The 16,189-nt window shown below is 68.2% G+C and carries 13 protein-coding genes and 2 pseudogenes; 11 read left to right on the top strand and 4 right to left on the bottom strand.

What is annotated here, in order from left to right:
- Positions 1 to 136: 136 nt before the first annotated feature.
- From IE231_RS17750 to IE231_RS17770, 5 genes and pseudogenes are all read left to right on the top strand, one after another.
- Positions 137 to 931: an ABC transporter ATP-binding protein gene (locus tag IE231_RS17750; RefSeq protein ID WP_189695334.1), complete on the top strand. Its 795-nt coding sequence runs from the start codon at positions 137 to 139 to the stop codon at positions 929 to 931.
- Positions 928 to 1,872, top strand: a complete 945-nt coding sequence (locus IE231_RS17755; RefSeq protein WP_229867414.1) for an amidohydrolase family protein — start codon at positions 928 to 930, stop codon at positions 1,870 to 1,872. Before IE231_RS17750 ends, IE231_RS17755 begins: the two co-directional genes overlap by 4 nt.
- Before the next feature lie 8 nt (positions 1,873 to 1,880).
- Complete coding sequence (locus IE231_RS17760; RefSeq protein WP_189695336.1) at positions 1,881 to 3,392, top strand: acyl-CoA synthetase; 1,512 nt, start codon at positions 1,881 to 1,883, stop codon at positions 3,390 to 3,392.
- Between the two features lie 9 nt (positions 3,393 to 3,401).
- Positions 3,402 to 4,592, top strand: a complete 1,191-nt coding sequence (locus tag IE231_RS17765; protein ID WP_229867421.1) for an acyl-CoA dehydrogenase family protein — start codon at positions 3,402 to 3,404, stop codon at positions 4,590 to 4,592.
- 65 nt (positions 4,593 to 4,657) lie between these two features.
- A pseudogene (locus IE231_RS17770) lies at positions 4,658 to 5,854 on the top strand (acetyl-CoA C-acyltransferase).
- 473 nt (positions 5,855 to 6,327) lie between these two features.
- On the opposite strand, the gene IE231_RS17775 reads toward IE231_RS17770, so the two are convergent.
- Entirely contained in the window at positions 6,328 to 7,413 is a 1,086-nt protein-coding gene (locus tag IE231_RS17775; protein ID WP_189695337.1) for an Lrp/AsnC family transcriptional regulator, read from the bottom strand.
- An 88-nt stretch (positions 7,414 to 7,501) separates the two neighbouring features.
- On the opposite strand from IE231_RS17775, the gene IE231_RS17780 reads away from it, so the two are divergent.
- The 5 genes from IE231_RS17780 (at position 7,502) to IE231_RS17800 (ending at position 13,193) form a co-directional block, all read left to right on the top strand.
- Positions 7,502 to 8,719, top strand: coding sequence for a M20 metallopeptidase family protein (locus IE231_RS17780; RefSeq protein WP_189695338.1), 1,218 nt, complete (start codon positions 7,502 to 7,504; stop codon positions 8,717 to 8,719).
- A 53-nt stretch (positions 8,720 to 8,772) separates the two neighbouring features.
- A complete protein-coding gene (locus IE231_RS17785) occupies positions 8,773 to 10,065 on the top strand; it encodes an MFS transporter (RefSeq protein ID WP_189695339.1) in 1,293 nt (430 codons plus the stop codon).
- A gap of 285 nt (positions 10,066 to 10,350) precedes the next feature.
- Positions 10,351 to 11,265 carry a LysR family transcriptional regulator gene (locus IE231_RS17790; protein WP_229867429.1) on the top strand — a complete coding sequence of 305 codons (915 nt, stop codon included), beginning with the start codon at positions 10,351 to 10,353 and terminating at the stop codon, positions 11,263 to 11,265.
- A gap of 902 nt (positions 11,266 to 12,167) precedes the next feature.
- Positions 12,168 to 12,701, top strand: a complete 534-nt coding sequence (locus IE231_RS17795) for a hypothetical protein (RefSeq protein WP_189695341.1) — start codon at positions 12,168 to 12,170, stop codon at positions 12,699 to 12,701.
- Positions 12,702 to 12,845: 144 nt separating this feature from the next.
- Positions 12,846 to 13,193 carry a hypothetical protein gene (locus tag IE231_RS17800; RefSeq protein ID WP_189695342.1) on the top strand — a complete coding sequence of 116 codons (348 nt, stop codon included), beginning with the start codon at positions 12,846 to 12,848 and terminating at the stop codon, positions 13,191 to 13,193.
- Between the two features lie 65 nt (positions 13,194 to 13,258).
- Here IE231_RS17800 and IE231_RS17805 read toward each other — a convergent pair whose 3' ends face one another.
- Positions 13,259 to 14,458: an IS110 family RNA-guided transposase gene (locus IE231_RS17805; protein WP_189695343.1), complete on the bottom strand. Its 1,200-nt coding sequence runs from the start codon at positions 14,456 to 14,458 to the stop codon at positions 13,259 to 13,261.
- A gap of 619 nt (positions 14,459 to 15,077) precedes the next feature.
- Between IE231_RS17805 and IE231_RS17810 the strand changes: the two genes are divergently transcribed.
- Complete coding sequence (locus IE231_RS17810; RefSeq protein ID WP_189695344.1) at positions 15,078 to 15,299, top strand: hypothetical protein; 222 nt, start codon at positions 15,078 to 15,080, stop codon at positions 15,297 to 15,299.
- Between the two features lie 41 nt (positions 15,300 to 15,340).
- Here IE231_RS17810 and IE231_RS17815 read toward each other — a convergent pair whose 3' ends face one another.
- Together IE231_RS17815 and IE231_RS17820 are read right to left on the bottom strand one after the other, a co-directional pair.
- Positions 15,341 to 15,913: a recombinase family protein gene (locus tag IE231_RS17815; RefSeq protein ID WP_189695345.1), complete on the bottom strand. Its 573-nt coding sequence runs from the start codon at positions 15,911 to 15,913 to the stop codon at positions 15,341 to 15,343.
- A gap of 150 nt (positions 15,914 to 16,063) precedes the next feature.
- Positions 16,064 to 16,189, bottom strand: a pseudogene (locus IE231_RS17820) (AAA family ATPase); the annotation flags it as partial.

Here is a 16,189-nt window from a genome sequence, read left to right on the forward strand (position 1 = left end):
CCGGTTCAACATCAACGCTCATCGGGTACCTCCTGTATCAGAGTTACACCGTTGAAAGTACAGTCCCCTTCCTGGGCATCGCGCTCACCGGCCTGCTCGAGCTCTTCGAACGGCGCGCCTACCGAGGAGCCAAGCGATGACCTCACCCATGCTCGACAGGCAGGGCGCCCCCGCCGCGCCGCACCTTGCACTCGCCGCTGACAGGGTAAGCGAGCAGTTCGGGGCTGGGGCCCCCGTCCTCGAGAACGTGAGCCTGACCGTCGAACACGGCGAATTCGTGGCAATCGTCGGTCCATCCGGCTGCGGGAAGACCACGCTGCTGCGCATCATCCAGGGTCTCGAGGCTGCCACGAGCGGGGCCGTTACCACCCGCTCTCGCACCGGCGAGGCCCCGAGGATGAGCTACGTCTTCCAACGCGCCTCGCTGCTTCCCTGGTACACCGTCCGGGACAACGTCGCCTTCGGCGTGACGCTCAGGGCAGGGAACGGCATCTATGGCTCGAAGCGTGAACGGGACAATGCAGTTGCAGACCTGCTTGCGCTCACCGGCCTCACCAAGTACGCCGACTTCTACCCTGACCAGATCTCGGGTGGCATGCAGCAGCGGGTCAACGTGGCAAGGGCACTCGCCGTTCGACCCGACGTGCTGCTCCTCGACGAGCCGTTAAGCGCACTGGACGCGCTCACGCGGGAGCGACTCCAGATTGACGTCGCCCGCATCCTCGAACAGGTCGGCACTACGGGAATCCTGGTGACGCACGATATCCGCGAAGCAGTCTTCCTGTCAGACCGCATCGCCGTCATGGCAGCCCATCCAGGTCGCACGCGGGCAATAGTCGACGTGGACTTTCCGCGACCGCGCACACCCGAATTCCAGCACAGCACCGAGCTCGCCCAGCTCGAGCGAGGCATATGGGAGATGCTGCATTGAAGACACAGAACACAGGCGCCCGCCGCATCGACACCCACCACCATGTCGTCCCCGACTTCTACCGCAAATGGCTCACGGACCGCGGTCTCGACGCCGGAGGCCTGCCGATCCCGGTCTGGGAGCCCGGCAAGGCTCTGGACTTCATGGACAGCACCGCTGTGCAGACCGCAATCCTGTCTGTCTCCACGCCCGGGGTCGAACCAGCCTCGGCACGAGGAGAGCTGCAGAGTGCCAGAAGCATGGCGCGGCAGCTGAACGAATACAGCGCCGACCTCGCTCGCGATCATCCAGGCCGCTTCGGATTCTTCGCCACGCTCACCCTGCCGGACGTCGATGGGGCCCTGGAGGAACTGGACTATGCCCTAGGGACACTGAAGGCTGACGGCATCGTCCTCCTGGCGAACACCAACGGCGTCTACCTGGGCGATCCTGCCTTCGACGAGCTCTTCGATGAGCTCGACCTCAGGTCCGCGGTCGTGTTCGTGCACCCCTCGCACCTGCCCGCACCGCCAGTCCCAGGGCTCGCCCCCTACGTCGCGGACTTCCTCCTGGACACCACACGGGCCGCGGCCAATCTCGTGAAGTCGGGGACGACCCTCCGATGCCCCAGCCTGAAGATCATCCTGTCGCACGCTGGCGGCTTCGTGCCCTTCGCCGCGGCCCGCATGGCCGCCAACGTCGCGCCGTCGGGCGAAGGCGGCGAAGGCCTATCCCATCTGCGCAGGTTCTACTTCGACACAGCGCTCTCAGCCTCGCCGTACGCGCTGCCGAGCCTCTTGGCCTTCGCTGACCCAGACCACATCCTCTACGGCAGCGACTACCCGTACGCGGCCCCGCCACGGTCGAAGGCCTTCACACAAGCCTTCGACGACTACACCGGGGTCGACCACAACGCCGTCAACAGGGACAACGCCGTCAAGCTGTTCCCGAGATTCGCCTGAGGAGCGTCATGTCCGTTCAGAATTTGAGCCTGGGGTCGTGGCCACGCCGTCGCTCGCGCTTGAGCCCGAACCGCCAAGCCCTCGCCTTCGAGGACGAGAACCTGACCTACGCGGAGTTCAACGCCCGCGTCGAGCGCCTGTCGGCGTGGTTGGCGCAGGTCGCAGGAATCACGCCAGGTGACCGCGTCGCCTATTGGGGCGGCAACCACCTGGCACTGCTGGAGACCCTCTTCGCCACGGCACGGATAGGGGCTGTCGCCGTCCTGGTGAACGCGCGCCTGACGGCGCCCGAAGCCAAGTTCATCCTCACCGACAGCGGCGCCTCCGTGCTCTTCTTCGGCCGAGAACAGGCCGTGTCCGTCGCGGAGATCACGGCTGCCCTGGCTGAGTGCCACCTCGTGGACGTCGATGCCGTGGGCAGCGGCCTATCCATGCAGGATCTCCCCGACGACCTTCCCGCAACGCCGGAAGTGACCCGCGGCCTCGAAGATCCCGCGATCCTGATGTACACCTCCGGCACCACAGGGCGACCGAAGGGGGCTGTCCTGACCCACGGAAACCTGTTCTTCAACGACATCAACGTGCTCATCGAGACAGACCTCCGCCCCGACGAAGTGTGCCTGGCGGCGGCACCCCTGTTCCACATCGCCGGCCTCAACGGGCTCGTTCTTCCGACATTCCTCAAGGGCGGGACCATCGTCATCCAACACGGCGTCAATGCCCCAGCAATGCTGGAAGCGATCGGAAAGCACCGGGTCACGAGCCTGTTCGCGGTCCCAGCAATGCTTGATGCCCTCGCAGCGGACATCAAATTCAAGGGCGCCGACCTCGACTCGCTCCGCACGATCATCGTCGGGGGCGCGCCCGTCTCCGAGCGCACCCTGCGCCCTTGGGCGGATCGAGGCGTGGCTGTGCAGCAAGGCTACGGCCTGACCGAGACAGCCCCGGCGGTCCTCAAGCTCGCCGCCGAGGACGGCATCCGTAAGGCCGGCGCGGCCGGCCGCCCCCAGTTCCTGGTCGACGTCCGCCTCGTGGCTCAGGACGGCGTGCCGGCGACGACCGGAGAAGTCGGGGAGATCCACACCACGGGACCGAATGTCATCCGCGAGTACTGGAACAATCCCGCGGCCAGCGCTGAAGCCTTCACCGGCGGCTGGCTCCGCACCGGAGACGCCGCAGTATGCGACGAAGAAGGCTACTACTGGATCCGAGACCGCTTCAAGGACATGTACGTCTCGGGAGGGGAGAACGTCTACCCGGCCGAGATCGAATCGGCGCTCCTCAACGTCCCCGGCGTGGCGGAGGCAGCAGTGATCGGCGTCCCTCACGAGAAGTGGGGCGAAGCCGGCAAAGCGTTCATCGTGGCCGAAAAGGGAACCCAGCTGACCTCCGAAGGGATCCGAGAAGCCCTCCTCCCCGTGCTCTCCAGGTTCAAGGTCCCCGCCACTGTCGAATTCCGCGAGCGGCTGCCCCGCACCACATCCGGAAAGCTGCTCAAGACTCAGCTCCGCCAGCACTGAAGGACCACTGTGACAATCCAGACTGACACCGAGCAGCAGCGCGCGGATGACTTCATGGGATATGGGGACAACCTCGCCCCTGCCGAGCGCGAGACACTTGCCAGCCTGCGCCGCCTGATGAGACAGGTGGATGACGGCGAGCTCGCATCGGCGTGGGAGCGCGCCGAATTTCCATTCAGGCTTATCGCCCCTCTCGCCGAACATGGCCTCCTCGGCCAGCACATTCAGGATGAAGATGAACGGAGCCACCTGCTTCGAGGCCTGATGACCGCAGAGCTGGCCCGCAAGGACGCCTCCCTGGCAACCTTCACAGGCGTGAGCGGCGGACTGTTCGGCATCTCCATCCGCCGTTTCGGCTCATCCGATCAGAAACAAGAGATCCTTCCCCTGATCGCCTCAGGCGAGATCGTCGGCGGTTTCGGGCTCACGGAGCCGGCGTCCGGATCAGACATCGCGGGAGGGATCACGACCACGGCGACTCCATGCCCAGATGGGTGGATCCTCACTGGAGAGAAGCGCTGGATAGGCAACGCCACCTGGTGCGACCGGGTTGTGGTCTGGGCCAAGCAGGCCGGCAGCACCGACCGGTTCCTGGGTTTCGTCGTCCCCACGGACAGCCCCGGCTTCACTGCCGTGAAGATCGAGGGGAAGTACAGCCTCCGGTCCGTGCAGAATGCCCACATCACGTTGGATGGAGTCCGCGTGCCCGACACCGCACGGCTCCCCGCCGTGCACTCTTTCCGGCAGGTCTCAGAGGTTCTGAAACTCACCCGGCTCGAAGTCGGCTGGGCGGCACTCGGCAACTCCCTCGGGGCATTCGACGCCGCCCTCGCACATGCACGCAGCCACGAGCAATTCGGAAGGCCCATCGCACGGTTCCAGCTGGTCCAGGACCTCCTCGTCCGAGCGGAGGGAAACATCGCATCCTCCCTCGGACTCCTGTCCCAGGCATCAAGGCTGGCCGACGAGGACCGACTCGGTGAGGAGCAGGCCTCGCTAGCCAAGCTCGTCGCGGCATCCCGGGCCCGCGACACCGTGTCCCTATGCCGTGAAATCCTCGGCGGCGACGGGATACTCCTGACGAACAAGGCAGTCAAGCACTTCATGGATGCCGAGGCGTTCTACACCTTCGAGGGAACCCATCAGATCAACTCGCTCATAGTCGGGCGTGCCCTCACAGGCGTCTCCGCCTTCACCTGACCAGATCAGGATGTCCAGCGGACCACCCAGCTCGCCCCAGCACCAGAAATGACCCGTGAATCGTGATGCCTGAAACCGTTCTAGTCTCCTTCGCCCGCACAGCGATCGGCAGGGCCTACAAGGGAGCTTTCAACGACACCCCGCCGCAGATGCTCGCCGGCCATGCGATCAAGCACGCCGTGCTCCGGGCAGGGACCGACCCAGCCGAGATAGACGACGTCGTCCTCGGAGCAGCCCTCCAGCAGGGTGGACAGGGAATGAACATTGCCCGACAGGCGGCGCTTCGGGCGGGGCTTCCCGTCTCCGTTCCGGGCATGGCCGTGGACAGGCAGTGCGCCTCCGGGCTCATGGCCATCGCCCTCGGCGCCCGGATCATCGAGGGCGGCGATGCCCGTGTCGTGGTTGCCGGCGGAGTCGAGTCCGTCTCGCTCGTCCAGAACGACCACTTCAACGCTCACCGGGCCAAGGACCCCTGGCTCCTCGAGCAGGTCCCGGGACTGTACGCACCCATGCTCGAGACCGCGGAGACCGTCGCCTCCCGCTACGGCGTGGGTCGCGAGGCCCAAGACGCCTATGCCGCCGAATCACAGCGACGCACTGCCGCGGCACAAGAGCGAGGGGCCTTCACGGCAGAGATCGTCCCCCTGTCCACGCATCGCCTGGCACTCCGCAACGGAGAGCGGGTACCTGTGCCCGTCACCCTGGAGTCCGACGAAGGGAACCGGCCCGGAACCACGGCGGAGGGCCTTGCCTCCCTTCGTCCAGTCTTGGAAGGCCAGGCCACCACGCATGGACGTCTCAGCGTCACAGCAGGAAACGCGTCCCAGCTGTCGGATGGCGCGGCCGCTGTCGTCCTGATGACCTCTGCCGAAGCATCCCGCCGGAACCTCAATCCGCTCGGGACTTTCCGAGGACTCGCTGTGGCCGGCTGTGAGCCCGATGAAATGGGCATCGGCCCCGTCACGGCAGTCCCAAACCTCCTCAAACGCCATGGATTGTCCATCGACGACATCGACATCTGGGAACTCAATGAGGCCTTTGCCTCCCAGACGCTCTACTGCCGCGATCGCTTGGGCATCGACCCCGAACGCCTCAACGTAGACGGCGGCGCTATCTCGATAGGGCACCCCTATGGCATGTAGGGCGCGCGCATGGCCGGCCACGCGCTTCACGCGACCCGACAGCGCAACGGGCGGTATGCCGTGGTAACGATGTGCATCGGCGGGGGTATGGGTGCTGCTGCCCTCTTCGAAGTCTCCTGACGCCCTGCCGGTGCCGCCCGCTGGGGCGGCCTTCGATCCAGGCCTGGTCGAGTTTCTTCGTATACGGGGTAACGGCCTATCAACAAACACCCGATTGCTGATGCGCGCAGCAATCTCCCGAGCACCTCTCGGGTTTGCTTCCAGACTTGAGTAGCTGATGGCTTCTCCATAACCCGTCCGGGTTGGTGGGTACGTGAGAAGCGGGGGCGGTACGTAACACGCCAGAAGCCGAGGCTGCTCGTGCAGGCTTGCAGTTCACCGATTTGGGAAGCGCCGCTGAACCGAAGGTGCCCGAGCTGGGGCTTCTGGCCCCCCGATGCGGCCACGGGCCCTGGCCGGGGCGAAGCCGCCACGGGTCCGCTCCGACGTCACTCGCCGATGGTTCGGCGGCGGCTGGGCATCCTCTCAATCGCTGCTCATCCGGGCCACGGCCTCCCTCCCGGGCGGGTTGAGTCCCTCGAAGTCCGAGGGCGTCACTCGGCTGGCAGGCTGCTGTCGTCGAGATCGCTGGGCATGACTCCGCCCGCAACGACGGAGCGGTGGAGCGAGCGCCCGTCCGGGTCGAGCAGTACCCCCATCCGCTTGGCGATACGGAGCATCACGAGGCTCTCGATGAGCTCGATGCCTGGAATCTTCTCCTGCAGTGCCAGTTCGGCGTTCATGACCTCCGCGACTGACCGGAGCCACATCGTGACGATGAAGTTGGCCTGTCCGGTGACCGAGGCGGCCAGCCGGACCGAGCGGAGCGAGCGGACCGCCACCGCGGCGGCGGCGTGCTTTCCGGGCGGGACTTTGGCGTACCAGGTGCAGGTGACGGGGAAGCCGACCAGGCCGTGGGCGACGTCGCACCTGAAGGACATCAGGCCCGAGCCGAGCACGCGTGCGAGCTGGCGCTGGACGGTCGAGGCGTTCCGGTCGAGGATCTTGGCCATCTGCGCAGCTGTGGCCCGCCCGTCCCGCATGAGCAGCGGCAGCAGGTCCTGGCACGCTTCGGGGAGCGGTCCGGGGGCGGGCCGGGGGGCGGGAAGCGCGGCGAACGCCGCTGCCTTGGCCGGGTCGAGGGCAGACAGGCGCCACGAGTGCCCCGCGAGGTGCAGGCGGCTGCCCAGGGAGGTCTGGGTGCGTTCGACCCCCGGCACCCGGAGGATCGCCGGGCCGGTAGTGCGGGCGTAGTCGGTCACGGTGGGCGTGAACACGGTCAGCAGGAGGTCGTGGTGTCCGGCCGGAAGCTCGACGGACTGCACTTCGGGGATCTCGCAGAGGGCGTCGGCGACCTCGCCCACGCGGCCCGGCTCGCAGTCCACGTCGACGAACGCGAGGTTCATGGCGGTGGGGTCGCCGATGCTGTACCCGGTGATCCACGCGACGCGGCTGCGCCGGATCCGCTCCCACCGCACGGCGAGCGTCGCCGGCCGCACGCCGAGGATGCGGCCGGCGTCCTGCCACGTCGCGCGGGGCGCGATCTGGAGGGCATTGATGAGCTCGAGGTCGGCCTCCGTGAGGACGTGCTCCAGATCACTAGATGCATGATCACTACCAATACCGGCATCCGTTTGCATGATAATGACGAGTTTACGCTCAGAGGCCACCGCTGCCTGACACTTGAAGGCGACCAGCAGACAATAGCCACCCCATAGGAAGGCAGCCGTGACGCTTCTCCAGGATGCCCGCGACCTCCAGGGCGAGATCGCCGCCCTCCGGCACGACCTCCACCGCGAGCCGGAGATCGGCCTCGACCTGCCCCGCACCCAGGAGAGGGTCCTCGCCGCGCTCGACGGCCTCGGCTTCGAGGTCACGACCGGCACCGAGACGACCTCCGTCACCGCGGTCCTCCGCGGAGGGGCGCTCCCCCGCGAGGCGACGCGGCCCGTCGTGCTGCTGCGCGCCGACATGGACGGCCTCCCCGTCCAGGAGCGCTCGGGCGTGGACTACACCTCGCGGATCGACGGCGCGATGCACGCCTGCGGCCACGACCTGCACACCGCGATGCTCGTGGGCGCCGCGACCCTCCTGGCCGACCGCCGGCACACCCTCGCCGGCGACGTGGTCCTCATGTTCCAGCCCGGCGAGGAGGGCTTCGACGGGGCCGCGCACATGGTCCGCGAGGGCGTCCTCGACGCCGCCGGGCGCCGGGCCGACGCCGCCTACGCCCTCCATGTCTTCTCGTCGCTGGCCCCGCACGGCCAGTTCGTGACCCGTCCCGGCGTGATGATGAGCGCCTCGGACGGCCTCTTCGTCACCGTCCACGGCGCCGGAGGCCACGGGTCCGCGCCGCACCTGGCCAAGGACCCCGTGACCGTCGCCGCGGAGATGGTCCTCGCCCTGCAGACCATGCTCACGCGCCAGTTCGACATGTTCGACCCGGCCGTCATCACGGTGGGCAAGCTCGCGGCCGGCGCCAAGCGCAACGTCATCCCCGACACCGCGGAGTTCGACGCGACGATCCGCACGTTCTCGGACGCGCACCGGGCGCGCATGCAGCAGGTCGTCCCCCGGCTGCTGGAGGGCATCGCCTACGCGCACGGGCTCGAGGCCGAGGTCCGCTACGAGGCCGAATACCCGCTCACCGTCACCGACCTGGCGGAGACCGACTTCGCCGAGGGCTCCATCGCGGAGCTGTTCGACGGCCGCCACGCCCGTCTCGCCCAGCCGCTGAGCGGGTCGGAGGACTTCTCGCGCATCCTCGCGGAGGTCCCCGGAAGCTTCATCGGCCTCAGCGCCGTCCCGCCCGGGACGGATCCGGCGACCACCGCGTTCAACCACTCCCCGTTCGCGACCTTCGACGACAGCGTGCTCGCCGACGGCGCCGCGCTCTACGCCCACCTCGCGCTCACCCGCTCGGCCGAACTCGCCCCGCGCCTGTGAACCCCGTCCCCGACCCCACGCCCGCGACCCCACCGACGCCCCCGGAGAACACCATGACCACCGCCACCCCCGGCTCGACCACCGCGAAAGGCGCCCCGTCGACGCGGCGCACCCTCATCGGCACCGGCATCGGCAACGCCGTCGAATGGTACGACTGGGCCATCTACGCGACCTTCGCCCCGTACTTCGCGGCCCAGCTCTTCAGCAACACCGACCCGACCTCGGCGATCCTGAGCACGCTGGCGATCTTCGCCGTCGGCTTCGTGGCCCGCCCGTTCGGTGGCTTCATCTTCGGCTGGATCGGCGACCGGATCGGCCGCAAGTCCTCCATGACGCTCGCGGTCGGCCTCGCAGCCCTGGGCAGCCTGCTGATCGGCATCTCCCCGACCTTCGGCGCGGTGGGCGCCTGGGCGTCCCTACTGCTGCTTGTGGCCCGCCTCATCCAGGGTCTGGCGCACGGCGGCGAGCTGCCCTCGTCGCAGACATACCTCTCCGAGATGGCCCCCCGCGAGAAGCGTGGCCTGTGGTCCACGCTCATCTACACCTCCGGGACCGTCGGCATCCTCGGCGGGACGCTGCTCGGCGCGGTCCTCTCGGGAGTCCTGAGCAAGGCGGACATGGCCGCGTGGGGCTGGCGCATCCCGTTCCTCATCGGTGCCGCCTTCGGCCTGTACGCGCTCATCATGCGCGCCCGCCTCAAGGAGACCGACGCATTCGAGCACGAGACCGTCCAGGAGCGCCACGAGCCGATTTGGCCGCAGATCGTGCGCCACCGCAGGCAGGCACTCCAGGTCATCGGGCTGACCGTCGGCCTCACCGTCTCCTACTACATCTGGGGCGTCGTCGCCCCCACCTACGCCTCCACCACCCTCGGCATGGACCGCGGCGAGGCCCTCTGGGCATCCAGCATCGCCCTCGTCGTCTTCATCGCCGTCCTACCCCTGTGGGGCAGGGCAGCAGACCGGTTCGGCCGCAAGCCCATCATGTGGGCCTCCGCACTCGGCGCCGCCGCCATGCACTACCCCATGATCTGGCTGCTCAGGGACTCGCCCTGGCAGCTCACCGTCTCGATGTCCGTCATGCTGTTCTTCATCGCCGGCTCGGCCGCGATCGTCCCCGCCGTGTACGCCGAGCTCTTCCCGACCAAGATCCGCACCGTCGGAGTCGGCGTGCCCTACTCGATCTGCGTTGCAGTCTTCGGCGGCACCGCGCCCTACCTCCAGCAGTGGCTCACGGGGATCGGCTCCGCCGGCCTGTTCAACCTCTACTCAGTCGCCCTGCTCGTCGTCAGCGCCGTCGTCGTGCTCTCCGTCCCCGAGACCAAGGGCAAGGACCTCAGCCACTGAGACCCGGCACCCACCCCCACCCCGCACTCCGTCGCCCCCGGCCGTTTCCCGCCGGGAACGCGGGGTGGGGCCCGGGCGCAGGCAGGCGTCCTGCGCGTCCATCCCAGCGAGGGAACCGGCGCCGCAGGCAGAGACGGTTCGCCTGCCTTCAGTCCCGTACTGACCGAGGCCCGCTGCGAGGGGACAGCCCGGACAGGAACCGCGGGCGGGATGCCCATCGCCTCCCGCTCGGCCCGATGGGCGCCCAGCCCGGGCCTGCCATTCCCCTAGCCTGTCACCACGGAACTGCGCTGGCTCGCCTCGTTCGTTGCGGTCGCCCATGAGCTCAACTACAGCCGGGCCGCCGAGTCGCTCCACCTGAGCCAGCCTGCGGTGAGCCAGCACATCCGCCAGCTCGAGGCCAGCGTGCGGGTCAAGGTGGTGGAGCGGAGCACCCGCGCCGTGGCCCTGACCCGGGCGGGACTGGCGTTCCTGCCCCTCGCCCAGGATGTCCTCGCCCGGACAGACCAGGCAGTGCGCGCCGCACGGAACTCAGAGCGCAACGACCACGGGATCGTGCGCATCGGGTTCGCCGGGGGCATGAGCGCCCCGGCCGTCGCGGACATCTCCCGGCTCGTCCGCTGCCGGCATCCGGGGATCGAGCTGCGCTTCACGGCCCACCTCGGCAGCGCCCAGGTGATGGACCTGCTCACAACCGACGCGCTCGACATCGGCTTCACCGCAGGCCAGCGCACAGTGCACGCGCTCCGCGCGCGGGTCGTCGCCGACGACGCACCGGGCATCGCCGTCGCCACAGACCACCCGCTCACCGCGGCCCCGTCCGTGGAGCTCGCCTCGCTCGCGGACGAGCCGTTCGTGCTCGTCGACGCAGCCAACGGGCTCCGCCTGCGGGAGAAAGCGATCGAGGCGCGCATCGACGTCGGCTTCCCGTCCGCGCATCGCCCAGGAGGCACCGGACACCGCTACCGCGTTCGCCCTCGCCGCCGCCGGGGTCGGGATCACCATCGCGACCCGCCTCTTCGCCCAGTCCTTCCCCGGCACGGCATTCGTCCCGCTGACCGACGTCAGGCGGCGCCTGCGCACCTCGGTGGTCTGGCGGGACGACCCCGGCTTCGGCGCCCTGCGGCTCGTCGTCGCCGCGGCCGACGAGGCGATCGCCGCCTACCTCGCCCTCGCTCTGGTCGGCCTGGGCAGCCATGACGACTTCCTCGTGCGCGCCGCCGACGCCGGGCTGGAGCCGGTCGGCTGGTTCGTCATCCTCCCGCTGTGCTTGGCCTCCCTCGCGACCGGGCTCGTGTCCTCCCTCGGCAGCCCTTGGGACCTGTTCCGGCACTGGTGGGTCGTGATCAAGCTCGTCATCAACGTCCTGTGCACCCTGGCGCTTCTGATGCACCTCGGGGCGACCAGCCGGCTCTCCACGGAAGCTTTGGCCCCGACCTGGTGCCGGTACGTTCGCCGGGCTCAGAGGCGACCTCGCCCTGAAGGCCGCAGCCGCCATCGCCGTGCTGCTCGTCGCAACCGTGCTCGCTGTGTACAAGCCGCGCGGCCTCACACCCTACGGGCAGCGCCGACAGGCCATCCCGAAGCAACCGAAGGCCGCCACGCCAGGCACCCCCGTCCACAAAGCGTCCACCCGCGCCAGGACAGCGCAACCTCCGAGCACCCCCTGACCGCGGAGCCGTCGACCTCTGCAGGATCCCGTCCTCAACCTCTCCGCCCCCGGCCGTCCGGAAGGAGCCGCCAGGACCCGCTTCCGCCGAAGGCCCCCTCGGCAGACGTACCAGAAGACCGGCCGCCCGCCCTCTTGCCGGCTTGACATTCCCCATTGAGATTCCGGCTGGCGAACTTGTTCGCTTGCACCCGGCCGGGGCCGGCTACCCGAAGGGCGGCTCCGCCGGGAAATCTGCGGAGGAAATAAGCGACGAAGGAGCGCCGGAGCAGAATTCCCGGCGGTGACGGCCCCGACGAAGGAGGGGCTAGCCGGTTCCGGGCGGGTGCCTACAATCCGCAGGAATCTCAATGATGTTGTCAACGCCCTGCCGGCCCTCCTGGGCCGTCGGCGACCACTGCCGAACGCAGGCGCTGGGCTTCAGACAGCAGGCATGCGATCGGAGGCCGGCGTCGGCAGTGTCCCGCGGGCAGCCACCGTCGCTACAGTCGACGACATGGCGTACTTTCGTGCCGCGGGCAGGGCTGCCGGCTTCCTGTCACTGGTCCTGATCGTCTCTGCCTGTTCCGCTCCGCTGAACCCGATAGGGCCGAAGACCGACTCACTGCCGCCCACCGGTGCGCCCACGCACCTCGTCAGCAACGGCGCACCGACACACACAGTCCAGTACGAGGTGACCGGGACCGCCTCGAGCGGCGAGCTGACATGGACTGCTCCCGACGGTGTCCACCGGCAGACGGCGGACCTACCGCTGCCACAGGACGGCGGCCCCATGCTGAAATTCCAGTTCCCGTCGGGCGCCCCGGTCTCGGTTTCGATCACCAACGGGACAACCGCTTCTCCGGGCCGGTCAGAGGTAGGGAAGGTCAGCTGCAAGATCCTCATCGACGGCCAGGAAGCCGCCAATCAGGCCGTGTCCTCAGGCGACGCCGGCACGGTCGCCGCATGCAGCACTACCGTGCCCTGAGCCGCTCGGATCCTGTGGCCGACCACACGCCCGGCCGACGGCCATATGCTCGCCGTTGCGCCGTTGCAGCGGCGCGACCGGCCGCCACCGCCTCCTCTTCCCGCCGCTCGCCTTCCGACAAGGACGCTGTGCGATAGTTGCGGCATGAAACGGGGGAAGCGGAATGTCGGCGTGGCATTCGGCGTGCTCGTTGCCGCCGTCCTCATCTCAGCCGCAGTGCAGCTCTGGAACGTTCACCGGACCACCTCTGATTGGGCGCTATGGCCGAAAATGGTTCCCTCCAAGGTGCAGTTCGCCAATCGCGATTACCAATGCGGGCCGAACCCCGCACCGGGCACACGCTCTCTCGACGGGTTGACGAAGCAGGGAAAGACTGCCGGCGGCGGTGACACCTACGCGGCCCGGCTGGAAGGACCGGACCTGACGGCCACCTGGATCGTCGTAGCCACGCAAACGGCTACCTACACATGCGATCTCATCGGCGGCCCCTAGGCATCACCGGTTTCCTCCCGAGGCGTACAGAGGGTCTCCCGCGGCTTCGCTCCGACAATGGTGTGTCATGCGGCCGCAGGGATGACTAGGGCTTGGCCGGGCGGAGCATACGCGGATCTGTCGCGGAGCATGGCCCACAGGACGTTCACGCGGCGACGGGCCAGGCAGAGGATCGCCTGGACGTGGGTCTTGCCCTCGACACGCTTGCGGTCGAAGTAGGCGCGCGATTCCGGGGAACTCTTCAGACTGGACAGGGCCGCGAGGTAGAAGACCCGCAGGAGCCGGCGGTCGTAGCGCTGCGGGCGGCGGTGATTGCCGGTGATCTTGCCCGAATCCCGCGGGACCGGGGCCAGGCCGGCGACGGCGGCGAGCCGGTCCGCGTTCTCGAACATCCCCAGGTCGCCGCCGGTGGCGGCGAGGAACTCCGCGGCCAGGAGCGGGCCGAACCCGGGCATGCTCGTGATCACCTCGGTGTGGGGGTGCTCCGCGGCCCGCTCGGCGATGAGGGCGTCGAGTCCGGCGAGCTCGTCCTGGATGCGGAGGACCTCCTTCGCGAGCCCGGCGACGGCCAGGGCGCCGGCGCCCTGTCCGGGCACGACCGTGTGCTGTCTCCTGGCCGCGGCGACGGCTGCTTCGGCGACGGCGGCGCTGCTGCGCGCGCCCTGCTTCTTCAGCCACGCCTGAAGCCGGCTCTGGCCGCAGCGGCGGATCCCGTCAGGTGTGCTGTGCCGGGTCAGCAGCGTCAGTGCCGCCTTGGACCTGCTGTAGTCGAAGGCTGCCTCGAGGGCTGGGAAGTACTCCAGCAGGGTCGCGCGCAGGCGGTTGATTGCCCGGGTGCGGTCCTCGGCGATGTCGGCGCGGCGGGCGGTGAGGATGCGCAGGTCCGCGCTTACCTCGTCGCCGGTGCGCAGGGGCTGGAGGTCGTGGCGCATCCTGGCCTGGTCGGCGATCACGGCCGCGTCCTTCGCGTCGGTCTTGCCGTCGCCGCGGTAGAGCCGGGAGGCGTGGTGGACGGTCCGGCCCGGGATGTACATCAGCCGCTGGCCGTGCGCGTGCAGCAGGGCGATCATCAGCGAGGCCCCGCCACGGTTGAGGTCGGTCGCCCAGACCACGTCGGTCCCGAGGGCGTTGACCTCGGCGATCAGGGAGGTCAGGTCTTCCTCGTCGTTGCGGACCTTCCGTGACAGCAGCCGGGTGCCGTCGGTGTCGATCGCCACGCAGTGGTGGCCTGTCTTGCCGGCGTCGACGCCTGCCCAAACCTGCATGAATGGTGCCTCCGATCTCCAAGGCGAACAAATGGGTGGTCCCTCAGACGACTGGCCGTCGTGTCCTTATCCAGCGATCGTTGTCGCGTCTCTCAATTCAGCGGTCAAGCCATCAGCGGGCGATGGGCGGCCATTCCTGCGAAGCCATCGCCTTCCGGCCCGGCACAGCCGAAAATGCCATACCCACCGCCCCGGGTAGCCCGGACACTACTGCAGCCGGCCCGGCCAACCCGGGATCAACATAAGGACAGCCGAAAGACGAAACAGCACCCCGGGGCATGGACGGGGCCGAAGCGAAGCGCAGGCACCGGCCAGGACCCGGGGCCACAGCCCGAGCGCAGCGAGGACCGAATGCCAGGGCGCAGCCCCGGCCCATCCCTTGGTGCTGACTAGCCCTCTTAGTACTAATAGTTCTAGACGGGATGATCTTCAGGCCAGACGGCAGAGATGAGTACCTCGCACCCGCGCTCCCGGCGCGTTGAGGGGGCACTCAGACCTCCGGTCCACAGCCCTCTGCGCGCTCTGACGCGGCGCCGCACACATGGAGAGTACAGCGGGCTTAGCTGCCGCTCTTCCGCCGGAAGAGAGGCCCCGCTATTCGCACTACTCAGGAGATCGGATGATCCCTCTCGTGGCCCTCGTGGGCCTGACCGCCGGGCTCGTGTACATCGGCGCGGGCGTGTTCGGCCTGCGGAAGCTCTACTCGCAGGACTGGAACTACTCCTACGACCGGCTGGACGTCGCGTTCAACTGGATCGTGTTCGGGGGCGACGCAGTAGCGATCGTGGTCGGCGTCTTCTTCGTGACGAAGGCGGCGCACCTCTTCGTCGCCGGCTGGTAAGGCTGCAGCCTGGGCACCTTCGTGTAAGGGGGTGCCCAGGTTCAGGTCGTGGCCCCGGCCCGTTGGATCGCGCGGTAGACGGTCGAGCGGGCAACGCCGAATAGCTCGGCGATCTCGGCGGTGGTGTGCCGGCCCCCGTTGTGGAGCTCGACCAGATGGGCTTCCTGCGACTTGGAGAGTTTTGGCGCCTTGCCCCGCAGCTTCCCCTTGGCCTTGGCTACCGCCATCCCCTCGCGCGTGCGGGCGCGGATGAGGTCGGCTTCGAACTCCGCGACCATGCCAAGGACGTTGAACAGCAGCTTTCCCACTGGATCGTGGGGGTTGTAGATGCTGCCGCCGACGTTCAGGGTCACGCCCTTGCGGGTGAGTTCATCCGCGATGTCCCTGGCGTCTGGCAGGGAGCGCGCGAGGCGGTCCAGCTTGGTTACCACGAGGGTGTCCCCATCCCTGCATGCGGCGAGGGCCTTCCCCAGGCCGGGCCGATCGCGCTTGGTGCCGGTGTACCCGTGGTCGGTGTACACAGAATCGGGATCTACACCGGCGGCCTCGAGGGCGTTCCGCTGGGCCGTGAGGTCCTGGGAGCTGGTCGAGACTCGCGCATAGCCGATGAGCATGGCCCAGAGTGTAGCGTTTGAGGATCCGTCATCGGGCAGTTTTGCGGGCGGGTCATACGGGAATCAGGTGGCCCCGGAATCTCGCACTTTTGGCAGCTCACTGTGGATGTGATCGCTGTTTGGCGGTGTTTTGTGAGCGGTAAGTGGCGGTCAGTCGCCGATGACGAGGATGCTAGCGGCGGCTTCGATGACGTCGTCGGTGATGGTGTCGAGCTGGTTGATCTTGAGCACTCGGGTGATCTGCGGGAAGAGGCGCTCGAGGAGGCGGAAGTTGCC

The sequence above is a fragment of the Sinomonas cellulolyticus genome (assembly GCF_014656475.1).
GTDB classification, from domain to species: domain Bacteria; phylum Actinomycetota; class Actinomycetes; order Actinomycetales; family Micrococcaceae; genus Sinomonas; species Sinomonas cellulolyticus.

Excerpts from the sequence above, each read along its gene's own strand:
- IE231_RS17750 (WP_189695334.1), top strand. The coding sequence starts at position 137 with ATGACCTCACCCATGCTCGACAGGCAGGGCGCCCCCGCCGCGCCGCAC.
- IE231_RS17760 (WP_189695336.1), top strand. The coding sequence starts at position 1,881 with ATGTCCGTTCAGAATTTGAGCCTGGGGTCGTGGCCACGCCGTCGCTCG.
- IE231_RS17775 (WP_189695337.1), bottom strand. The coding sequence starts at position 7,413 with ATGCAAACGGATGCCGGTATTGGTAGTGATCATGCATCTAGTGATCTG.
- IE231_RS17785 (WP_189695339.1), top strand. The coding sequence starts at position 8,773 with ATGACCACCGCCACCCCCGGCTCGACCACCGCGAAAGGCGCCCCGTCG.
- IE231_RS17795 (WP_189695341.1), top strand. The coding sequence starts at position 12,168 with ATGCGATCGGAGGCCGGCGTCGGCAGTGTCCCGCGGGCAGCCACCGTC.
- IE231_RS17800 (WP_189695342.1), top strand. The coding sequence starts at position 12,846 with ATGAAACGGGGGAAGCGGAATGTCGGCGTGGCATTCGGCGTGCTCGTT.
- IE231_RS17805 (WP_189695343.1), bottom strand. The coding sequence starts at position 14,458 with ATGCAGGTTTGGGCAGGCGTCGACGCCGGCAAGACAGGCCACCACTGC.
- IE231_RS17810 (WP_189695344.1), top strand. The coding sequence starts at position 15,078 with ATGATCCCTCTCGTGGCCCTCGTGGGCCTGACCGCCGGGCTCGTGTAC.
- IE231_RS17815 (WP_189695345.1), bottom strand. The coding sequence starts at position 15,913 with ATGCTCATCGGCTATGCGCGAGTCTCGACCAGCTCCCAGGACCTCACG.